Origin of the sequence: Galbibacter mesophilus (assembly GCF_023721415.1) — a bacterium.
Taxonomy (GTDB): domain Bacteria; phylum Bacteroidota; class Bacteroidia; order Flavobacteriales; family Flavobacteriaceae; genus Galbibacter; species Galbibacter mesophilus.
On sequence record NZ_JAMQVC010000001.1, the window covers coordinates 1,409,628 to 1,428,582 of the forward strand.

At 38.7% G+C, this 18,955-nt stretch carries 15 protein-coding genes; 7 read left to right on the plus strand and 8 right to left on the minus strand.

Features of this window, described 5'->3' with window-relative positions; genetic code table 11:
• The first annotated feature begins 48 nt into the window (after window positions 1–48).
• The 4 genes from NDQ75_RS06150 (at window position 49) to NDQ75_RS06165 (ending at window position 5,057) form a co-directional block, all read left to right on the plus strand.
• A complete protein-coding gene (locus NDQ75_RS06150; RefSeq protein WP_202028510.1) occupies window positions 49–537 on the plus strand; it encodes an IPExxxVDY family protein in 489 nt (162 codons plus the stop codon).
• The gene (gene pyk / locus NDQ75_RS06155; protein WP_202028511.1) at window positions 530–1,957 is read left to right on the plus strand and encodes a pyruvate kinase; all 1,428 of its coding nucleotides are present in this window, start codon (window positions 530–532) and stop codon (window positions 1,955–1,957) included. The genes NDQ75_RS06150 and pyk overlap by 8 nt, the downstream gene beginning before the upstream one ends.
• A gap of 420 nt (window positions 1,958–2,377) precedes the next feature.
• Window positions 2,378–3,712: a sulfatase family protein gene (locus tag NDQ75_RS06160; protein ID WP_242513661.1), complete on the plus strand. Its 1,335-nt coding sequence runs from the start codon at window positions 2,378–2,380 to the stop codon at window positions 3,710–3,712.
• 1 nt (window position 3,713) lies between these two features.
• Window positions 3,714–5,057 carry a sulfatase family protein gene (locus NDQ75_RS06165; protein ID WP_202028513.1) on the plus strand — a complete coding sequence of 448 codons (1,344 nt, stop codon included), beginning with the start codon at window positions 3,714–3,716 and terminating at the stop codon, window positions 5,055–5,057.
• A gap of 130 nt (window positions 5,058–5,187) precedes the next feature.
• Here NDQ75_RS06165 and NDQ75_RS06170 read toward each other — a convergent pair whose 3' ends face one another.
• From NDQ75_RS06170 to NDQ75_RS06200, 7 genes are all read right to left on the minus strand, one after another.
• Window positions 5,188–6,015, minus strand: coding sequence for a 3-keto-disaccharide hydrolase (locus tag NDQ75_RS06170; RefSeq protein WP_202028705.1), 828 nt, complete (start codon window positions 6,013–6,015; stop codon window positions 5,188–5,190).
• Window positions 6,016–6,020: 5 nt separating this feature from the next.
• Window positions 6,021–6,764, minus strand: coding sequence for a 3-keto-disaccharide hydrolase (locus tag NDQ75_RS06175; protein WP_202028514.1), 744 nt, complete (start codon window positions 6,762–6,764; stop codon window positions 6,021–6,023).
• Between the two features lie 9 nt (window positions 6,765–6,773).
• Window positions 6,774–7,826, minus strand: a complete 1,053-nt coding sequence (locus tag NDQ75_RS06180) for a sugar phosphate isomerase/epimerase family protein (RefSeq protein ID WP_202028515.1) — start codon at window positions 7,824–7,826, stop codon at window positions 6,774–6,776.
• A 34-nt stretch (window positions 7,827–7,860) separates the two neighbouring features.
• Window positions 7,861–9,009 (minus strand): Gfo/Idh/MocA family protein, encoded by a 1,149-nt coding sequence (locus tag NDQ75_RS06185; RefSeq protein ID WP_202028516.1) that lies wholly within the window; start codon window positions 9,007–9,009, stop codon window positions 7,861–7,863.
• A 283-nt stretch (window positions 9,010–9,292) separates the two neighbouring features.
• Window positions 9,293–10,426, minus strand: coding sequence for a Gfo/Idh/MocA family protein (locus NDQ75_RS06190; RefSeq protein WP_202028517.1), 1,134 nt, complete (start codon window positions 10,424–10,426; stop codon window positions 9,293–9,295).
• 28 nt (window positions 10,427–10,454) lie between these two features.
• Window positions 10,455–11,684, minus strand: coding sequence for a nucleoside permease (locus NDQ75_RS06195; RefSeq protein WP_202028518.1), 1,230 nt, complete (start codon window positions 11,682–11,684; stop codon window positions 10,455–10,457).
• 88 nt (window positions 11,685–11,772) lie between these two features.
• Complete coding sequence (locus NDQ75_RS06200) at window positions 11,773–12,789, minus strand: sugar phosphate isomerase/epimerase family protein (RefSeq protein WP_202028519.1); 1,017 nt, start codon at window positions 12,787–12,789, stop codon at window positions 11,773–11,775.
• A 143-nt stretch (window positions 12,790–12,932) separates the two neighbouring features.
• Between NDQ75_RS06200 and NDQ75_RS06205 the strand changes: the two genes are divergently transcribed.
• Both NDQ75_RS06205 and NDQ75_RS06210 read left to right on the plus strand, forming a co-directional pair.
• Window positions 12,933–14,648 (plus strand): GMC oxidoreductase, encoded by a 1,716-nt coding sequence (locus NDQ75_RS06205; protein WP_202028520.1) that lies wholly within the window; start codon window positions 12,933–12,935, stop codon window positions 14,646–14,648.
• A gap of 14 nt (window positions 14,649–14,662) precedes the next feature.
• Window positions 14,663–15,310 carry a gluconate 2-dehydrogenase subunit 3 family protein gene (locus NDQ75_RS06210; RefSeq protein WP_202028521.1) on the plus strand — a complete coding sequence of 216 codons (648 nt, stop codon included), beginning with the start codon at window positions 14,663–14,665 and terminating at the stop codon, window positions 15,308–15,310.
• Between the two features lie 162 nt (window positions 15,311–15,472).
• Here the strand turns inward: NDQ75_RS06210 and NDQ75_RS06215 are convergent, their stop codons facing one another.
• Complete coding sequence (locus tag NDQ75_RS06215) at window positions 15,473–16,015, minus strand: alpha-ketoglutarate decarboxylase (RefSeq protein ID WP_202028522.1); 543 nt, start codon at window positions 16,013–16,015, stop codon at window positions 15,473–15,475.
• Window positions 16,016–16,120: 105 nt separating this feature from the next.
• Between NDQ75_RS06215 and NDQ75_RS06220 the strand changes: the two genes are divergently transcribed.
• Window positions 16,121–18,934, plus strand: a complete 2,814-nt coding sequence (locus NDQ75_RS06220) for a 2-oxoglutarate dehydrogenase E1 component (RefSeq protein WP_202028523.1) — start codon at window positions 16,121–16,123, stop codon at window positions 18,932–18,934.
• Window positions 18,935–18,955: the final 21 nt, after the last annotated feature.

The window sequence follows — 18,955 nt, forward strand, 5'->3', positions numbered from 1 at the left end:
TAAGTCACAGTTATAATTATATATTTACACTTCCGTGTAAACTCGTATATGGCTATCTATAAACTATTAGACGATTTTTATGAACACTCTTATACATTAATCGCTATTCACGGATCTTTAGCCGATTATAAGTTAGCTTACTTATTAAACTTAGAGTTCCAAATTAAATTACAGCGGTTGAATACTGATGTAAATATTGCTGAAGAAAAGAGTGTGCCCACTTTTAAGTGGTTTGATGACGAAAATGAGGTGTCATGGGCCTTGGTTAAGAATAAAACGAGTATAGAAACGAGTATAGAGCTGGCCAATGTTACTACGGGGCTTTTTGGAGCCGATAAGGCCACTCGAAATGCTTTTTTTATATCAGAATATAGTAAAGTGGACTATTTTTTGAAAATTGATGAAGAAGGACCATACCATAAGGAAATTGAAGTGCTAATGGCACTTAAAAAAATACCAGGTATAATTACCGCCTATAAGGTAGAAACACAACAACTAAAATCTAAAAATAATTTAATTTTTCTAACGAATGCCTAATAGAAAAAAGACAAAAATTGTAGCTACACTTGGACCCGCCACCAGTAGCAAAGAGGTCTTAAAAGACATGATTGAAGCCGGTGTGAATGTGTTTAGAATTAATTTTTCGCACGCAAATTATGATGACGTAAAAGAACGAATCGATATGATTCGCTCCTTGAATAAAGAGTACAATTACAATACCGCTATCCTTGCCGATCTTCAGGGGCCTAAACTTCGTGTTGGGGTTATGAAGGAGGATGTTATCGTAAGTAAGGACGACGAAATCACTTTTGTTACCGGTGAGCCTTTTGAAGGAGACGGTGAGCGTGTTTACATGAACTACAAAGAATTCCCAAGTGATGTAAAGCCTGGAGAACGCATTCTTTTAGATGATGGGAAACTTATGTTCGAAGTAGTTTCTACCGATAAAAAGAGCGAAGTAAAAGCCAAAGTAATTCAGGGAGGACCGTTGCGTTCGAAAAAAGGAGTTAACCTGCCGAATACCGATATATCTTTGCCAGCACTAACTAAAAAAGATATTAAAGACGCCATTTTTGCGGTTAAGCAAGATGTGGATTGGATTGCCTTGTCTTTTGTGCGCCACAGTGAAGATTTAATGGATCTTCAAAAGCTCATCTCAGAGCACACAGACCAAAAAATACCGATTGTAGCCAAAATTGAAAAGCCAGAAGCAGTAGAAAATATCGATAAGATTGTAGCGCATTGTGATGGTTTAATGGTTGCACGAGGAGATTTGGGAGTAGAGATACCTGCGCAAGAAGTTCCTTTAGTACAAAAGCAATTGGTGCTACGTGCTAAAAAAGCTAGAATTCCGGTAATCATCGCCACACAAATGATGGAAACTATGATTTCCAGTCTAACGCCTACACGTGCAGAAGTAAATGACGTTGCCAACTCGGTAATGGATGGTGCAGATGCTGTGATGTTGTCTGGGGAAACTTCCGTAGGAGCGTATCCTGTTCAAGTAATTGAAAAGATGTCGAGTATTATCAATAGTGTGGAGCACTCTCATTTAATTAAAGTTCCACAGGAGCCGCCACACATTAAAACCAAGCGTTACATTACCAAATCGGTATGTTTTCACGCGGCAAGTATGGCAAACGAAATAAATGCAAAAGCAATTACCACGTTAACCAATAGTGGATATACGGCTTTTCAAATTTCTGCATGGAGACCTAAAGCACACATTTTAGTGTTCACTTCCAATAAGCGAATCTTAACTCAGTTGAGCTTGCTTTGGGGTGTTACTGCGTTTTATTATGATAAATTTGTAAGTACCGATCAAACTATCGAAGACGTTAATAAGTTTTCAGTAGAGCGAGGATTTTTGGAAAAGGGTGATATGATGATCAGCCTTGCTGCCATGCCTATAAAAGAAAAAGGAATGGTAAACACCTTAAGGGTTACCGAAATATAAAAACATATAACTATTTTTTTAGAACACCCGTACAGTAATTGTGCGGGTGTTTTTTTATGGATTATTTTATAGAACTCATTAAACTTCATATATTTACTTATACCAGTTTTTGTTTGAAATTACGGAAAAGAAAATGATGATTTTTTATTTATGTGAAGAAGAAAACTAAGACGTAGCCATAAGCTACGTTTTCTTTTTATTCTGAAATAGAAAGGAAAAAGGGGCATTTTATAACGGTTATTTCAAATAGGAAATGGTATTGAAGTCGGCTTAACTATTTTAAATAGCCGACTACTTTGTTTAACTATTTTACATAACCAACCAACTTTGAAAATGAATACACGTAAATCGCTTCTTTTATTATTTCTTTTTGGAATATTCAGTACTGTTTTTTCCTATGCTCAATCGTCATCTAAAAAAATGAATTTCATTGTCATCTTTGCGGATGATTTAGGCTATGGAGATCTAAGTTCGTATGGACACCCAACAATTAGGACGCCACACTTGGATAAAATGGCTACGGAAGGACAGAAATGGACTAACTTTTACGTTGGTGCCAGTGTTTGTACCCCGAGTCGGGCGGCTTTACTTACAGGAAGGCTTCCCATTAGAAACGGTATGATGGGCAACAAAGAGCGCGTGTTGTTCCCAGATTCTATGCACGGAATTCCTTCAGAAGAAATTACCATAGCAGAGCAATTAAAAAAAGTGGGCTATGCAACGGCATGTGTTGGTAAGTGGCATTTGGGACATAAAGAGCAGTGCTTGCCTACCAATAACGGCTTTGATTACTATTTTGGAATTCCCTATTCAAACGATATGAGTTTCTCAGGTGAATTTAGTTCAGCGGAAGAAAGAAAGGATGTTTTAGGAGGTTCAAAGGAAACAAAATCAGAATATTTTAATGTCCCATTGCTTCGGAATGAAAAAATTTTAGAACAGCCGGCAGACCAAACGACTATTACCAAAAGGTATACTGAAGAAGCGGTATCTTATATTAAAAAGAATAAAGCAAAGCCTTTTTTCTTGTATTTGGCGCATAACCTTCCGCACATACCTTTGTTTGCATCGAAAGATTTTCTAGGCAAAAGTGATAGAGGATTGTACGGAGATGTGGTGGAAGAAATTGATTATGGAATAGGGGAAATCATAAAAACACTTAAGGAGGAAGGATTGGCAGAAAATACCATAGTTGTATTTACTTCAGACAATGGTCCGTGGTTGTCTTTTGATGAAAAAGGAGGTAGTGCAGGCTTGTTGAGAGCTGGAAAAGGAACCACATGGGAAGGCGGCATGCGAGAGCCGTGTATTTTTTGGTCGCCTGGGAATATCGCTCCGGGCATAATTCATGACTTAGGAGCTACAATGGATTTGCTTCCAACTTTCAGTGCTATTGCTAACGTTCCATTGCCGGAAAACCGTCCTTTAGATGGATACGACCTTTCACCAACACTTTTTCAGCAGAAAGCCTCTCCGCGGGATCATATTTATTACTATCGCAGTACAGAACTTTTCGCCTATAGAGAAGGGCCTTATAAAGTGCATTTTGTCACGCAAGGTGCCTATGGTCAATTTGGGGGAAGGGAAGAACATAGGCAACCATTACTTTATAATTTAAATGAAGATCCTTCTGAAAAATATAATATTGCTGACAAGCATCCGGAGATTATTGCACGGCTCCAAGCTCGCATACAAAAAGATACACTTTCAATTGAAAGAGGAAAAGATCAGTTAAGAGATAGATCCGGAAAGTAAGATGAAAACAATAAAAAAGCTTTTCCTGATATGTGTATTTTGTAATATTTCGGTTATTGCTGCCCAAGTTCGACCTAATATTTTGCTTATTTGCACAGACGACCAAGGGTATCATGATGTTTCGTATTACGGAACGGAGGATATTGAAACGCCTAATATTGATGGAATTGCTTTAAACGGCATTCGTTTCGATAACTTTTATGCGAATAGTTCGGTTTGTTCACCAACCCGTGCTTCTTTGCTTTCAGGAACCTACCCCAGTTATGTTGGGGTGCCTGGGGTGATAAGAACAGACTCTGAAAACAGTTGGGGTTACCTTTCCGATAACTTTCCGCTTTTACCTTCACAATTGAAAAAAGTGGGATACAACACGGCTATTGTTGGAAAATGGCATTTAGGGTTGGAGTCTCCAAATCTTCCGAATGAAAAAGGATTTGATTTTTTTAAAGGATGGATAGGCGATATGATGGACGATTATTGGGAGCATAAAAGGCACGGCATAAACTATATGCGTTTCAATTCAAAAGAAATAAATCCTAAAGGCCACGCAACAGATTTATTTACGGATTGGGCGATATCGTATATTCAAGAACAAAAGAAGAACGATAATCCTTTTTTTCTGTATCTAGCCTATAATGCGCCTCACTTTCCTGTTCAACCGCCGAAGGAATGGTTGGAAAAAGTTACAGAACGCGAAAAACCAATTGATTCTACGCGGGCTAAGCTGGTTGCTTTTATTGAACACATGGACGACGGAATTGGAAAAGTAATAAAAGCTCTTAAAACTTCTGGGCAGTATGAGAATACAATTATAATATTCACGAGCGATAACGGTGGACATTTACCAAGTATGGCGAATAACGGTCCTTTGAGAGACGGGAAAGGAACCATGTATGAAGGCGGACTAAGGGTTCCTACATGTATCAGTTGGGATGGAGTTATAGCCCCAAACAGAATTTCTGAGAATGTACATTTATCGATGGATGTTTATCCAACATTGCTTGATATGGTAGGACTGTCTGCACCGAAAAAAATTGAAGGGGAAAGTTTCTATAAAGAAATTCTAAACAAAGAAGATTATACCCCGAACGAGGAACGGTTGCTTTATTTTGTAAGAAGGGAAGGTAGAAGTGCTTATGGAGGAAAAGCGATTATGGCGCTTAGAAAAGGGGACTGGAAACTATTGCAGAACAACCCGTATAGGCCGTTGGAATTATACAATTTGAAGAATGATCCTTTGGAGCAAACGAATCTTTTAAATAAATACCCTGATACAGTAAAGTATCTGCAAAGGGAGTTAATGAAAATATATCAAAAGGAAGGCGCTGTGCCTTGGCAAAAGTAAATCCCAATAAATAAAGCTGCTGATATTTGAAGGAAGTTTTTTTCAATGTTTTGGAATGAAATTTAAACCCCAAAGGTTTTTAAAACCTTTGGGGTTTTAGTTTTTGGTATTCCACAGCCGAAGTAATTTATTACAATTCTCTCAACCAAATATTTCTATAGCTTACACGGCTATTATCTCCGTGATCTTGTAGTTTAATAGGACCTTTTCCATGAGGTTCGTTTTTAGGCCACCCGATGTATGGAGTTGTACCCTTTATTTCCGTGTGGTCTTGAATAAGAACTCCATTGTGCAGAACAGTAACCGTAGCAGATTTTATCTTACCGCCTTGGTCGTTAAATTCTGGCGCGTGATAAATAATATCATAGGTGTTCCATTCACCCGAAGGTACAGAAGATTTTGCCAACGGAGCACCTTGTTTGTAGATAGAACCTACTTGCCCATTGGTGTAAGTGTCGTTATTATTGTTGTCCAATACTTGAATTTCATAAATTCCTTGTAAGAAAACCCCACTATTTGCTCTACTCTGACCTTCACCTTGGATCTCTGCTGGGGATTTCCATTCAATGTGAAGTTGAAAATCACCAAATTTTTGTTTTGTTTGAATGTCGCCAGCCTTGTTCTTAACTGTCATGCTACCGTCATCGTTCAAAATCCAATCTGCTTGCGTGCCGTCTTCACTATTTACCCAATTATCTAGGCTTGTTCCATCGAACAGGATAATAGCATCACTGGGTGCTCCATTTTTTTCAGTTGGATTTACGGTTGGTGGAACGGGCTCATACAATTCGGTTTCTTCGGGTTTCGTAGGCTCAGTTCCGCTGTATTCTGGATAGGTAATAACCTCTGGGGAAGTTACTGTATCTGAAACAACTTCTTCTTTTGCAGTTTCTTTTGGAGCGTTGTTGCAAGCTAAAAAGCTTGCAACAAACAGCAAGCCAATAAACGTTTTATTCATCATTCTTAAAGTTCTTTAATTTTTATATTTCTGAAATACACCTTGTCTCCATGGTATTGCAGTCCGATTTTTCCTTTTTGAAAAGCTCCGAAACCTTCCCAATCCTTAAACTTGGAATTGGCAATCATCTCTTTCCACTTATCGCCATGAACAGGAAACTCAACGATTTTTGTTCCGTTAAGGGTTACTTCCCCATGATTGGAGGTGTGATCAATTTTTATAACACAAGTATTCCACTCTCCAGCAGGTTTGGCAACATCTTCAGAAGGAGCAATCATGTCGTACAATGCTCCCGCTTGGTGCGTGGTTCCGTTTTTAGCGTCAGGATGTCTTTCGTTATCCAGCACCTGAATTTCAGGGCCAGTTTTATAAGGTTGTCCATAATTTTCACCTTCCTGTACGCCCCAGAAAATACCGCTGTTTCCACCTTCGGATATTTTCCATTCTAAAGAAAGTACAAAATTTTCGAATTCTTCATTAGTAACAATATTTCCAGCGTTATCGCCAGGAGTAAGTACCATGGCATCTCCTTCAATGGTCCAAGCTTCAGAAACTTCACCACCATTATACATATGCCAAGCGCTGAAATCCTTACCATCAAAAAGGAATTCCCACTCATTTTCGGTTTTCACTTCTTTTTTTGTTTCCATTTCGGAGGCGACATCTTGGTTTTCTTCAGATTTCTTATTTTCCTTACAGGATAACATTGTCAAGGAAACGAGTGCCAAACAACTAACTATCTTTCTCATTTTAAATTTTTAAAGGTTTAAAATTCTCTTTAGTTTGGCTTCGTCAATGTCTGCACCTGCGAAGTCATCAAAAGCTCTTTCCGTAGCCTCGATAATATGCTTTTTTATGAAAGGAGCACCTTCGCGGGCACCTTGCTCTGGACTTTTAATGCAGCATTCCCACTCCATAACAGCCCATACATCGCAACCGTACTGCGTAAGTTTAGAGAAGATTTTTTTGAAATCAATTTGCCCATCGCCTAAAGAACGATATCTTCCAGCACGATCGCCCCAATTGTTGTACCCTCCAAAGGCACCTTTTTTACCAGTTGGATTAAATTCTGAATCCTTAACGTGGAAAGATTTTATGAACTCATGGTAATGGTCAATATATTCAATGTAGTCTAGTTGCTGAAGCACAAAATGCGATGGGTCATACAAAATATTTACCCTTTTATGATTCCCCGTGGCTTCTAGAAAACGTTCGAAAGTATCTCCATCGTGGATATCTTCACCTGGATGAACTTCATAACAAACATCTACACCTTGTTCGTCGAATTCATTTAAAATAGGAAGCCATCTATTGGCAAGTTCTTCAAAGCCCATTTCTACCAGTCCTGGTGGTCGTTGAGGCCATGGATGGAATGTATGCCAAAGCAATGCCCCAGAAAATGTAGCATGGGCATTAATACCTAAATGCCTACTCGCTTTGGCTGCTTTTTTAACTTGGTCTACCGCCCATTCGGTTCTTCCCTTAGGATTGTTTTTTAAATTATCCGGTGCGAAATTATCAAACATAATATCGTACGCTGGGTGAACGGCTACTAATTGTCCTTGCAAGTGCGTGGACAATTCCGTGATTTCCAATCCGTAGCTATTAACTTTTCCTTTTAGTTCATCGCAATAGGTTTTGCTTTCAGCAGCTTTGTCTAGGTCGATTAAAAATTTCTCCCAAGTTGGAATTTGAATACCCTTATACCCAAGATCGGCTGCCCATTTGCACATACCGTCAAGTGTATTAAAAGGCGCTTTATTATCTACAAATTGTGCTAAAAAAACTGCGGGTCCTTTAATGGTTTGCATTATTATGTAATTTAAATTTTAGTTGATTTTTGTTTTAAAATGAATTCAGTTTCACCCAGCTGGCATTTTGTTTATCGCTTTCCACTGCGGCATGGATAAATTGAACACCTCTAACGCCGTCTGCTACTGATGGATAATCCGGTTTCTCAATAGGCTCGTTATTTAAAACGCTCATAAGATGCTTTGCAAATGCCCGATAAATATTGGCGAAAGCCTCAAGGTATCCTTCTGGATGACCTTTTGGAATTCTAGAAATGGCTCTTACTTCATCATAAATGTCGTTTCCATCGGGAGTGAAAGTCCGTTCTGGTTTATCAATCCATTTGGTAATTAGTTTAGTGGACTCCTCTTGGTTCCATTCCAAACTACCTTTGCTTCCGTAAACTTTTACTATTAAAGCATTTTCTTCTCCAACTGCCATTTGGGAAATAGACATACTGCCTTTAGCGCCATTGCTCAATCTTAACAGGAGGCTTCCGTCGTTATCCAAAACGCGTCCTTCTCCAATTCTTCCTAAATCTGCAGCCAATTCTTTAATTTCACTTCCGGTAATATAAGAAACTAAATTTTCAGCATGCGTACCGATATCTGCTAACGAACCGCCTACACCTGATTTTTTAGGGTCTGCGCGCCAAGGTTTTATTTTTGCTTCTTGACCAACTTCCGCAGCCATCCAACCTTGTAAGTACTGAATTTGTATTTTGGTGATTTCGCCTAATTCTCCATGGTCAACCAAAGCTTTTGCTTGTTTCACCATGGCATTACCGGTATAGTTGTGCGTAAGAGCGAATAAAAGGCCTGTTTCATTCACAAGTTTTTCCAGAGTTTTAGCTTCTTCTACGGTAAGCGTCATTGGTTTATCGCAAACTACATGAAATCCATTTTCCAAAGCTGTTTTAGCTGGTTCAAAATGAAGGTGATTTGGAGTAACAATGGTAACAAAATCCATTCTTTCACCTTCTGGAAGTTCTTTTTCTTTCTCTATCATTTCTTGAAAGCTTCCGTAACATCTTTCTTCAGGTAAAAACAATGCCTTTCCTGTTTCTTTGGATTTTTCTTCAGAACTATTGAAAGCTCCGCAAACCAATTCAATCATGCCGTCCAGTCCAGAGGCTTTCCTGTGAACATCTCCCATAAAAGAACCTAGGCCGCCACCAACCATGCCCATTCTAAGTTTTCTCATTTTAATCATTTATTTAGTGAATCCCATTGCGTAGGTGTCTAACTCGCCTCGGCAAGTTGTTGTCCCAAAAATTCAATGGGTATATAGTTTTATTTGAAAACTTTTTAAACATTTGTGTTCAAAGCTCATTTATTTTAAAGCAGCTTTTACTGTGCTTAAAAAGGGGTTTTAAGTTACTTAATTTAAAATTTTCTAGAAAGTAAAGAGGTCAATTTTATGAAATAATAAGGCTGTGGATTAAAAAAGCACAGCCTTATTATTTTATTTAGAAAACATTTTTAGGTTATACGTCTACCCAAACATTTCCTTTTTGATGCGATTCAACGGCACGTTCTATAAAATTCATGCCTCGAACACCGTCGTTCATGGTTGGAAATTCACCAGGGTGGTATTTCTCTTTCCTAATGGCTTTCGCAACGCCGCGATAGATGTTCCCCATCGAATCAAAAATTCCTTCTGGGTGTCCTGGAGGTAATTTAGTGCCATCAAGCGAGAATTCACTGTTGTACCCATGTCCAGACTTAAGAACTCTCATGGGTTGGTCATCGGTTAAATGATAAAGGTAATTTGGGTTTTCCTGCTCCCATTTCAAACCGCCCTTGTCACCATAGATTTTAACGGCAAAGTTGTTTTCTTCGCCTGTGGCAATTTGACTGGTGCGCAATACACCTTTTACATTTTCCGCAAGACGAAGTAAAATGGTACCATCAATATCCATTTTATTATCGCTGTACAGGTAGTTTAAATCTGCCAAAATGGTTTTTACTTCCATTCCTGTAACATATTCAATCATATCGAATCCGTGGGTCCCAATATCTCCTACGCAGCAACTAATACCCGATTTTTCAGGGTCTAAACGCCAAATAGTATTTCTTTTTTCCTTGTCGTGAATAATAGGGTTTATCCATCCTTGATAATATTGAACGTCAATTTTTTGAACTTTTCCTATTACTCCGGAAGCAATCATTTCCTTCATTTGACGTACCATTGGATAGCCAGTGTACGTATAAGTAACGGCAAAAACGGTTTTAGCTTCTTCCAATGTTTTCTGAAGGATTTCTGCTTCTTCCAACGTTGTTGTCATCGGTTTTTCACAGATAACGTTAAAACCAGATTCCAACAACTTTTTCGCCATTGGGAAGTGAAGGAAGTTCGGCGTTAATATCGATACTACCTGCATACGTTCCTCCTCTGGAAGTTTTAATTCGGCTTCCACCATGGTGTCGAAATCTTTGTATACACGTTCAGTTGGGATGCCAATTTGCTCAGCAAACCCTACGTTTTCATCATAATTAGGGTTGAAAACCCCGCCTACCAATTGATAACTGTCGTACATGGAAGAGGCAATTCTGTGCAAAACACCAATCAATGAATCGCCGCCACCACCTAAAATTCCTAATCTTATTTTTTTACTCATTTTAATTATGTTTATTATGGTTGATTAATTATTGTTCTTTGTACGCTATTTTTTCATCTTTAAAGAAAATTGCAAAAAGGATGGCTACAGCCAATGCGAATCCCGCTGGGTAAATCCAAATGCTATACCAATCATGACTACCTTCAGCAATTAAAAATTTATCGGAAATCATTCCAGCAATTTCAAAACCAATTAGCATTCCTACGCCGTAAGTGGCTAAGGTAATAAGTCCTTGCGCCGCACTTTTGTTCTTGGGTCCGGCTTTTGTATCGGTATAAATTTGTCCTGAAACGAAGAAAAAGTCATAGCAAATTCCGTGCAATGCAATTCCAATGATTAGCATGAATACCAATTCGCCGGCATTTCCATAAGCAAATAAAAGGTAACGAACGGTCCACGCCAGCATTCCTGCTAGAATGGTTTTTTTGAAACCGAAACGTTTAAAGAAAAACGGCAGAAGTAACATAAAAAGTACTTCCGACATTTGCCCGAACGACATTTTAAAAGTTGAATTTTCTACGCCAATTTCTGTTAAAAACGGACTCGTATTCTGGTAGTAAAACGCTAAAGGGATACAGATTAAAACTGATGCAATGAAAAACAATAGAAAATTCTTGTCCTTTAGCAATTTTAGCGCATCCAATCCAGAGATTTCAGAAAGACTTGCTTTTTCATTCTTATCAGCTTTTGGAGGTGTTTTAGGCAGTGTAAAACTGAAAAGGCCTAAAATGGCCGATGCAGCAGAAACCATTAAGAAAGTATTTTTCAGCATTCCTTGCGCAATGTTTTCAGTTGAATCCCATGCTAAGAAACTTATAACAGAGCCAGCCACAATCCACCCAATAGTTCCAAATACGCGAACAAAGGAAAATTGTTTTCCGGGGTCTGTCATTTGGTTAAAGGAAATTGAGTTTACCAATGCCAATGTTGGCATGTAGGCAATCATGTAGCCCAAAACGTATGGATAAAAAGCTCCAAAGTCGGTGCTTTGGTACATGAAATACATTAAAATGGCACCAATTAAATGAAGCACTCCTAAAATTCTTTCCGCATTAAAATAACGGTCGGCGATGAGACCGATAATGAAAGGAGCAATAATGGCGCCCCAAGATTGTGTGGAAAAGGCCATAGCTGATTGTGCACCGGTAGCTTCGAGATTATTGCTTAAAAAAGTGCCTAGTGTAACAAACCAACCTCCCCAAATGAAGAATTCCAAAAACATCATTAAGGAAAGTTGAAATTGAATTTTTTTGTTCATTGAACTCGCTTTTAAATAGTTATAGTTAGTAATTGAACTTACAGAGGGTAAGTTTGAAAATTTGAGATACAATAATATGTTTTATCGCCTATTTAGCCGAAGGATTGTCTAATTTTTTTGCGACATCGAGCAAAAGTGCTTTGGTGGCCAAAATCCCTTTTTCTTCGGATAGATTGCTGCCTTCATATTCCACTCCAACGTAACCGGTATATCCAGCATCTTTTACAATCTTCATCATTTTATAGTAGTCGATGGTAGTTTCGTTGCCTTGTTTATCAAAATCGTGCGATTTGGCGCTTACACCTTTTGCGTAGGGCATCAGTTCTTTTACACCTTTATACATGTCGTATTCTTCAACACAAGGAGCATCCCAAAGGGCATCACCTTCCCTTCGCAAACAAAAATTGCCAAAATCGGGTAAGGTTCCGCAGTTTTCTTTGTTCACAGCTTCCATAACTTCCGCCACTAGCGCAGCATTTGAAGAAAGGTAACCGTGGTTTTCCACAATTACGTTTACATTTTTTTCAGCTGCATAATCAGATAGAGCCGTTAACGATTCTATGGCGCCTTCTTTCCATTCTTCTTTATCGTTGGTGCCAAATAGGTTTATCCGCATGGAGTGGCAACCTAAAATTGCGGTAGCATCTATCCATATTTTATGGTTTTCAACAGCCATCTTTCTAAGTGCTGCTTTCGGGGAAACCAAAAGGTTTTCTTCTCCTCGCAAGTCCACCATCATAATTTGGTTGTGCATGCCGTGTTCGTCACTCTTTTTCTTAAGGTCTTCTGCCAAGGAAAGAACAGCATTGTTATCATTGCCACGTTTTTCTAGTTCCTTGTTATAAAGTTGACTTACGTATTCCAATCCAGTAAATCCCCATTTTTTTGCCATTTCTGCAAAGTCTATCGGATTTGTATTTTCTTCCAGAATCATTTTGTGAATGGACCATTGCGCCAGGGAAAATTTAAAAAAAGGTTCAAAGGTTGTTTCTTTTAAAGGAGTTTCGGCCTTTTTTGAGTTTGCATCTTTACAGGCGTAGAGCCCTAAAAAAGAAAGAGCAAGACTGGCTTGCCCGCTTTGTTTTATAAAAATTCTTCTCTTCATATTCTTAATTAAAAAACTATAAAATTATCAAATTAATAATGTTAATGTTGTTAAAGTGGTGTATTGATAATTAAAATATTCGTCTAATGTAAAAAATTAATTTTTATATTTGAAAAACTACTATTGTAAACAAGCTATAAATAATGAGTACATTTTATTACAATTCCCCCAAAGAGGAATACGATGCCATTGTGGTTGGTACCGGTGTTTCAGGAGGTTGGGCGGCAAAAGAATTATGTGAAAACGGCCTAAAAACGCTGGTTTTGGAAAGAGGTCGCATGGTAAAGCATATTGAAGATTATCCAACCGCCAATCTCGACCCGTGGGATATGCCAAATGGAGGCGCTGCATCCCGAGAAGTTAAAGAAAGAAAATACAAACAAGCAAGAACAGGTTATACTGTTCGAGGTGATAGTCAACACTTTTTTGTTGATGATATAAAACACCCTTATAATGAAGACCGTCGTTTCGATTGGATGCGTGGTTATCATGTGGGAGGTCGTTCCTTAATGTGGGGGAGACAAAGTTATAGAATGGGAGATGTAGATTTTGAAGCAAACCTAAAAGATGGTATTGCGGTAGATTGGCCTGTTCGTTATGCAGAATTAAAGCCTTGGTACGATAAGGTAGAACAGTTTATTGGAGTAAGTGGTGTAAATCTAGGATTGCCACAATTGCCCGATGGTAACTTTTTGCCTCCAATGGATCTTAACTGTGTGGAAGATCACTTTAAGAATGCTATTGAAGGAAAATTTAATGATCGTGTTATTACGATAGGACGTGTTGCCCACATTACTCAAGGGACTAAAGAAGGTGCTGGAAGAAGCGCCTGTCAATATAGAAACCGTTGTATTAGAGGTTGTCCTTTTGGAGCTTATTTTAGTAGTAATTCTTCCACCTTACCTACTGCTGAGGCGACAGGAAACATGACATTGCGACCTAATTCTATCGTACACGAAGTGATGTATGATAAAAATACAGGAAAAGCAACAGGGGTTCGTGTAATTGATGCTGAAACGAAAGAGACTTTTGAGTTTAAAGCTAAAGTAATTTTCTTGTGTGCTTCTGCTGTGGCTTCTGCTTCTATTTTATTACAATCGAAATCAGATAGATTCCCTGACGGAATGGGTAACGATAGTGGTGAATTAGGACGTAACTTAATGGATCACCACTTCAGAGTAGGTGCAAGCGCTAAGGTAGATGGTTTTGATGATAAATACTACAAAGGGAGAAGACCAAATGGTGTATATATTCCAAGATTTAGAAACTTAGGAGGGAATACCGATCAAAAGGATTTCATCCGTGGTTATGGTTATCAAGGAGGTGCTAGAAGAGGCGACTGGTCTGAGTCTATTAAGGAATTATCTTATGGTAAAGATCTTAAGAAAGCGTTGTTAGAGCCAGGAGACTGGACTATTGGTATGACTGCCTTTGGTGAAACCTTGCCAGACCATAAGAATAGAATGTACATGGACTACGACAAAACAGACGAGTGGGGATTACCAACCGTTACGTTTGATGCTGATTTTGGTGAAAACGAAATGGCCATGCGTAAGGACATGAAAGAGCAAGCTGCAGAAATGTTAGAAGCGGCAGGTTATAAAGACATTTCTACTTATGACAATATTGGTGGAATGGGATTAGGAATTCACGAAATGGGTACTGCCCGTATGGGAAGAGATCCTAAGACTTCTGTTTTGAACAAGCATAACCAGTTGCATGCTGTACCAAACGTATATGTAACAGATGGTGCCTTCATGACGTCTTCTGCTTGTCAGAATCCATCGTTATCATATATGGCGTTCACTGCTAGAGCTGCAAACCATGCAGCCGAGGAACTTAAAAAAATGAACCTGTAAAAAGAATTTAAGAAATGGATAGAAGAAAAGCACTTAGAAATATAGGTTTAACCACTGGTTTTGTAGTAGCATCACCAACGTTGTTGAGTATGCTTCAAAGTTGTACTGAAGACAAGGCTACCTGGGTTCCGAAGTTTTTCACAGAGGAAGAAGGAGTGGTGTTAACCAACATTGTGGATATTATAATTCCAAAAACAGATACACCTTCCGCTTCGGAAGTTAATGTACCTCAGTTTATTGATCAGTATATATTGGAGGTAGATACAGATGAAGCACAAGAGAAATATCGCCAAAAAATGGCTGGCTTGGTAAATCAGCTTAAAGCGAAATATGGTGATGATGTTTCTGACATTACACCAGAACAATACGAAGAAATTGTTGCTGAGAACCTAAAAGTAGACGAAAACAAAAGAAAAGACCTTAATAAGCGTATTAGCATTGAGGGGAATGAAGTTGAAATAGGAACAACAGAAAACATGGTTCAAGATAATGAAGCATTGGCGTATGGAATGATTAACGATTTGCGTTGGTCTACCATTAATGCTTTCAAAAACAGCCAGCTGATAGGAGAAGAAGTTTTGGCTTATGATCCAGTTCCTGGCGTTTACAACGGTTGCTTACCGGTAGAAGAAGCCACACAAGGTAAAGCGTGGTCTCTGTAAGTACAGATTTTACTTAAATTTTGCGTTGTAAGCCCCAAAGGTATTTAAAATCTTTGGGGCTTATTTTCTTATTGGGACCCAAGCTCCAAAAGCCGAAGGCGCATTGGGCTTGTTTATTAAAGGTAAACGAATAATTCTGGTGAAATGGCAGGATTTTTCTTCTTAAAAATAAAACCGAATGAAAGGCATAAATGGGGACGCATAAATACTTTTGTTTTCGTCGTATAGCACATCCGCTTGCATGCCTATGGTTACCGGTCCGGAAGTATAACCAATCCCCAGAAATAAAGCGGGGTACCAATAATCATCTTCTTGGTCGGGGCCGTTTTCAATTTCAAGGCTTCTATATACTTTTAATTGCTCAAACTCTGCCGATAGTTGCAATTGTCTAATTGGGTTGTAAAATGTTAGTACGCTTCCGCCAAAAACGGTAGCCGTATAGAATTCGGCGTTGGCATAGGTAAAATCAATTCCTACTCCAGTAGCAAATTGTGGTGTTATTTGGTAAATAGCACTCGGGGAAACGGTAGCGCTAAAAAAGTCGCTGCCGAAACTTAATCCAAAGGCACCACCAAAACGAACTTGGCTCCAAAAATCAGACTTTTGGTTGTAAGCATTCACTTGTGCATGTGCGAAATTCGTAATTCCTAACACAAAGAGTAGTACAATGTATTTTTTGAAACAACGGCTGTTATAAATATGCATATCAGTAATTTTTATCTTATAAATATATTAAAACCATGTTTCAATTTTGGTAAATATTGTACTTTTGTATAAATTTTGTCTAAACAGAGACAGTGAAAAGATAACATGGATAAATATTCCTTTTTAAATGCGGCGAATACCGCTTTTTTTGCGGACTTATACGATCAATACTTACTTAATCCGGATAGTGTAGAGCCTAGTTGGAGAGCCTTTTTTCAAGGATTCGATTTCGGGATGGAAAATTCAACTTCCGAAGACTTTCAAACATATTCTGAAAATGGAACGGTTACTTTCGAGGTTCCAGCTACTGGCGAAAAGCTTGAAATTTCCCAAGATGTTTATAAAGAGTTTCAGGTAGTGCGCCTGATTGACGGCTATAGAAGCCGCGGTCATTTGTTTACTAAAACCAATCCGGTTAGGGAAAGAAGAAAATACGAACCTACGCTAGCAATAGAGAATTTTGGTTTGGAGCAATCCGATCTAAGCACCATTTTTAATGCGGGTGAAATCTTAGGAATCGGACCATCCACACTTCAGGAAATCATCAATCACTTAGAGGCTATCTATTGCGATGCGATTGGGATTGAATACATGTACATTAGAAATCCTGAACGGATTCAATGGATACAGGATTGGTTGAATGTTAATGATAACCATCCGAAATTCAGCAATGATGAAAAGAAGAATATCTTACGCAAATTAAACGAAGCTATTTCATTTGAAAACTTTTTGCATACCAAATATGTTGGTCAGAAACGTTTTTCTTTGGAAGGAAATGAATCTCTTATTCCGGCTTTGGATACCTTGGTTGAGAAAGCGGCAGATATGGGTGTTGAGCAATTCGTAATGGGAATGGCGCACCGTGGTAGATTGAATGTGCTTACCAACATTTTTGGAAAGCCGGCTAAAGATATTTTTAGTGAATTTGACGGAAAGGATTACGAGCAGGATATTTTTGATGGAGACGTAAAATATCACTTGGGTTGGACGAGCGATCGAAAGACACATGGCGGAAAGAAAATAAATATGAATATTGCTCCGAACCCTTCACATTTGGAAACCGTTGGTGCGGTGGTGGAAGGGATTACGAGAGCAAAACAAGACAGGCACTTTAAAGACGATTTTTCTAAAGTTTTGCCAATTGTGGTGCATGGTGATGCCGCAATTGCAGGACAAGGAATTGCGTACGAAGTGGTGCAAATGGCATTGCTAGACGGCTATAAAACTGGAGGAACTATCCATATTGTGGTAAATAATCAAATTGGTTTTACCACCAATTATTTGGACGGTCGTTCTTCTACTTATTGTACCGATGTTGGGAAACCAACACTTTCGCCAGTACTTCACGTTAATGCAGATGATGTGGAAGCGGTGGTGCATGCAACAACTTTTGCCTTGGATTATAGAATGCGCTACGGAAGGGATGTTTTTATTGACCTTTTAGGGTATAGAAAGTACGGGCATAATGAAGGGGACGAACCTCGTTTTACACAGCCTAAGCTCTACAAAGCGATATCAAATCACCCAACGCCAAGAGATATTTATGCTGAAAAGCTGAAGGCTGAAGGCGTTATTGATGATGATTATGTTAAAAAACTAGAGGACGATTATAAAGCTTCTTTGGAAGAGAAGCTGGAAGATTCCCGTAAGGAGGATAAAACAATTATTACTCCGTTCATGCAAGATGAATGGAAAGGGTTTAATCCGGCTTTAGAAGATAAAATGATGGAAGAGGTGGATACCACCTATCCAAAAGAGAAATTAACGCAGATAGCAGAAATTATAACCAATCTTCCGAAGGATAAAAATTTCATGCGAAAGATTGAGAAGCTAATAAAAGAACGTAATAAAATGTTCTTTGAAACCGATAAGCTGGATTGGGCTATGGGCGAGCTATTGGCCTACGGAAGTTTGTTAGAAGAAGGTTTCGATGTGCGTATGTCTGGGCAAGATGTAGAAAGAGGAACTTTCTCTCATCGCCACGCTGTCATAAAGGTGGAAGAGTCTGAAGAAGAAGTAGTTCTTTTAAATGAGCTGAAGGAAAACCAAAATGGCCATTTCGATGTGTATAACTCCCTACTTTCAGAATATGGAGTAGTTGGTTTTGATTATGGATACGCCATGGCGAGTCCGAATACATTGACTATCTGGGAAGCGCAATTTGGGGATTTTAGTAACGGAGCCCAAATTATGATCGATCAATATATTTCTTCCGCAGAGGATAAATGGAAGTTGCAAAATGGATTGATTATGTTGCTGCCGCACGGATACGAAGGTCAAGGAGCTGAGCACTCTTCAGCGCGTATGGAAAGATATCTTCAACTGTGTGCAAAGGATAATATGTATGTGGCAGATGTTACTACACCAGCAAACTTGTTTCACTTGTTCAGAAGACAAATGAAGGCAGATTTCCGAAAACCTTTAATTGTATTCACGCCAAAAAGTTTGTTGAGACACCCAAAAGTGGTTTCTTCTGTAGAAGAATTAACTAATGGAAGTTTTCAAACTGTAATAGACGATGCTGAGGCAGAAGTTAAGAAGGTGAAAACACTGGTGTTCTGTACCGGAAAATTCTATTACGACTTGTTAGCAGCACGCGAAGAAAAAGAGAGAACGGATGTGGCTTTGGTTAGAATTGAACAGTTGTTTCCATTACCAACCACCAAGATGCGAGAAATAATAGAGAAATATGCTGATGCAGAAGAAGTGGTTTGGGCACAGGAAGAGCCTAGAAACATGGGGGCTTGGAGTCACCTATTGTTACATTTTGAAGAAGCTCGTAGTTTTAGGGTGGCATCACGCCGCTTCTATGCTGCGCCAGCTGCTGGTAGTGCAACACGTTCTAAGAGAAGACATGAGCAAGTTATTGAATATGTTTTTGATAAAACGAAAGACAATATGCAACGAAAGCCTAAATAAGGTATATTTAGCTAATAATTA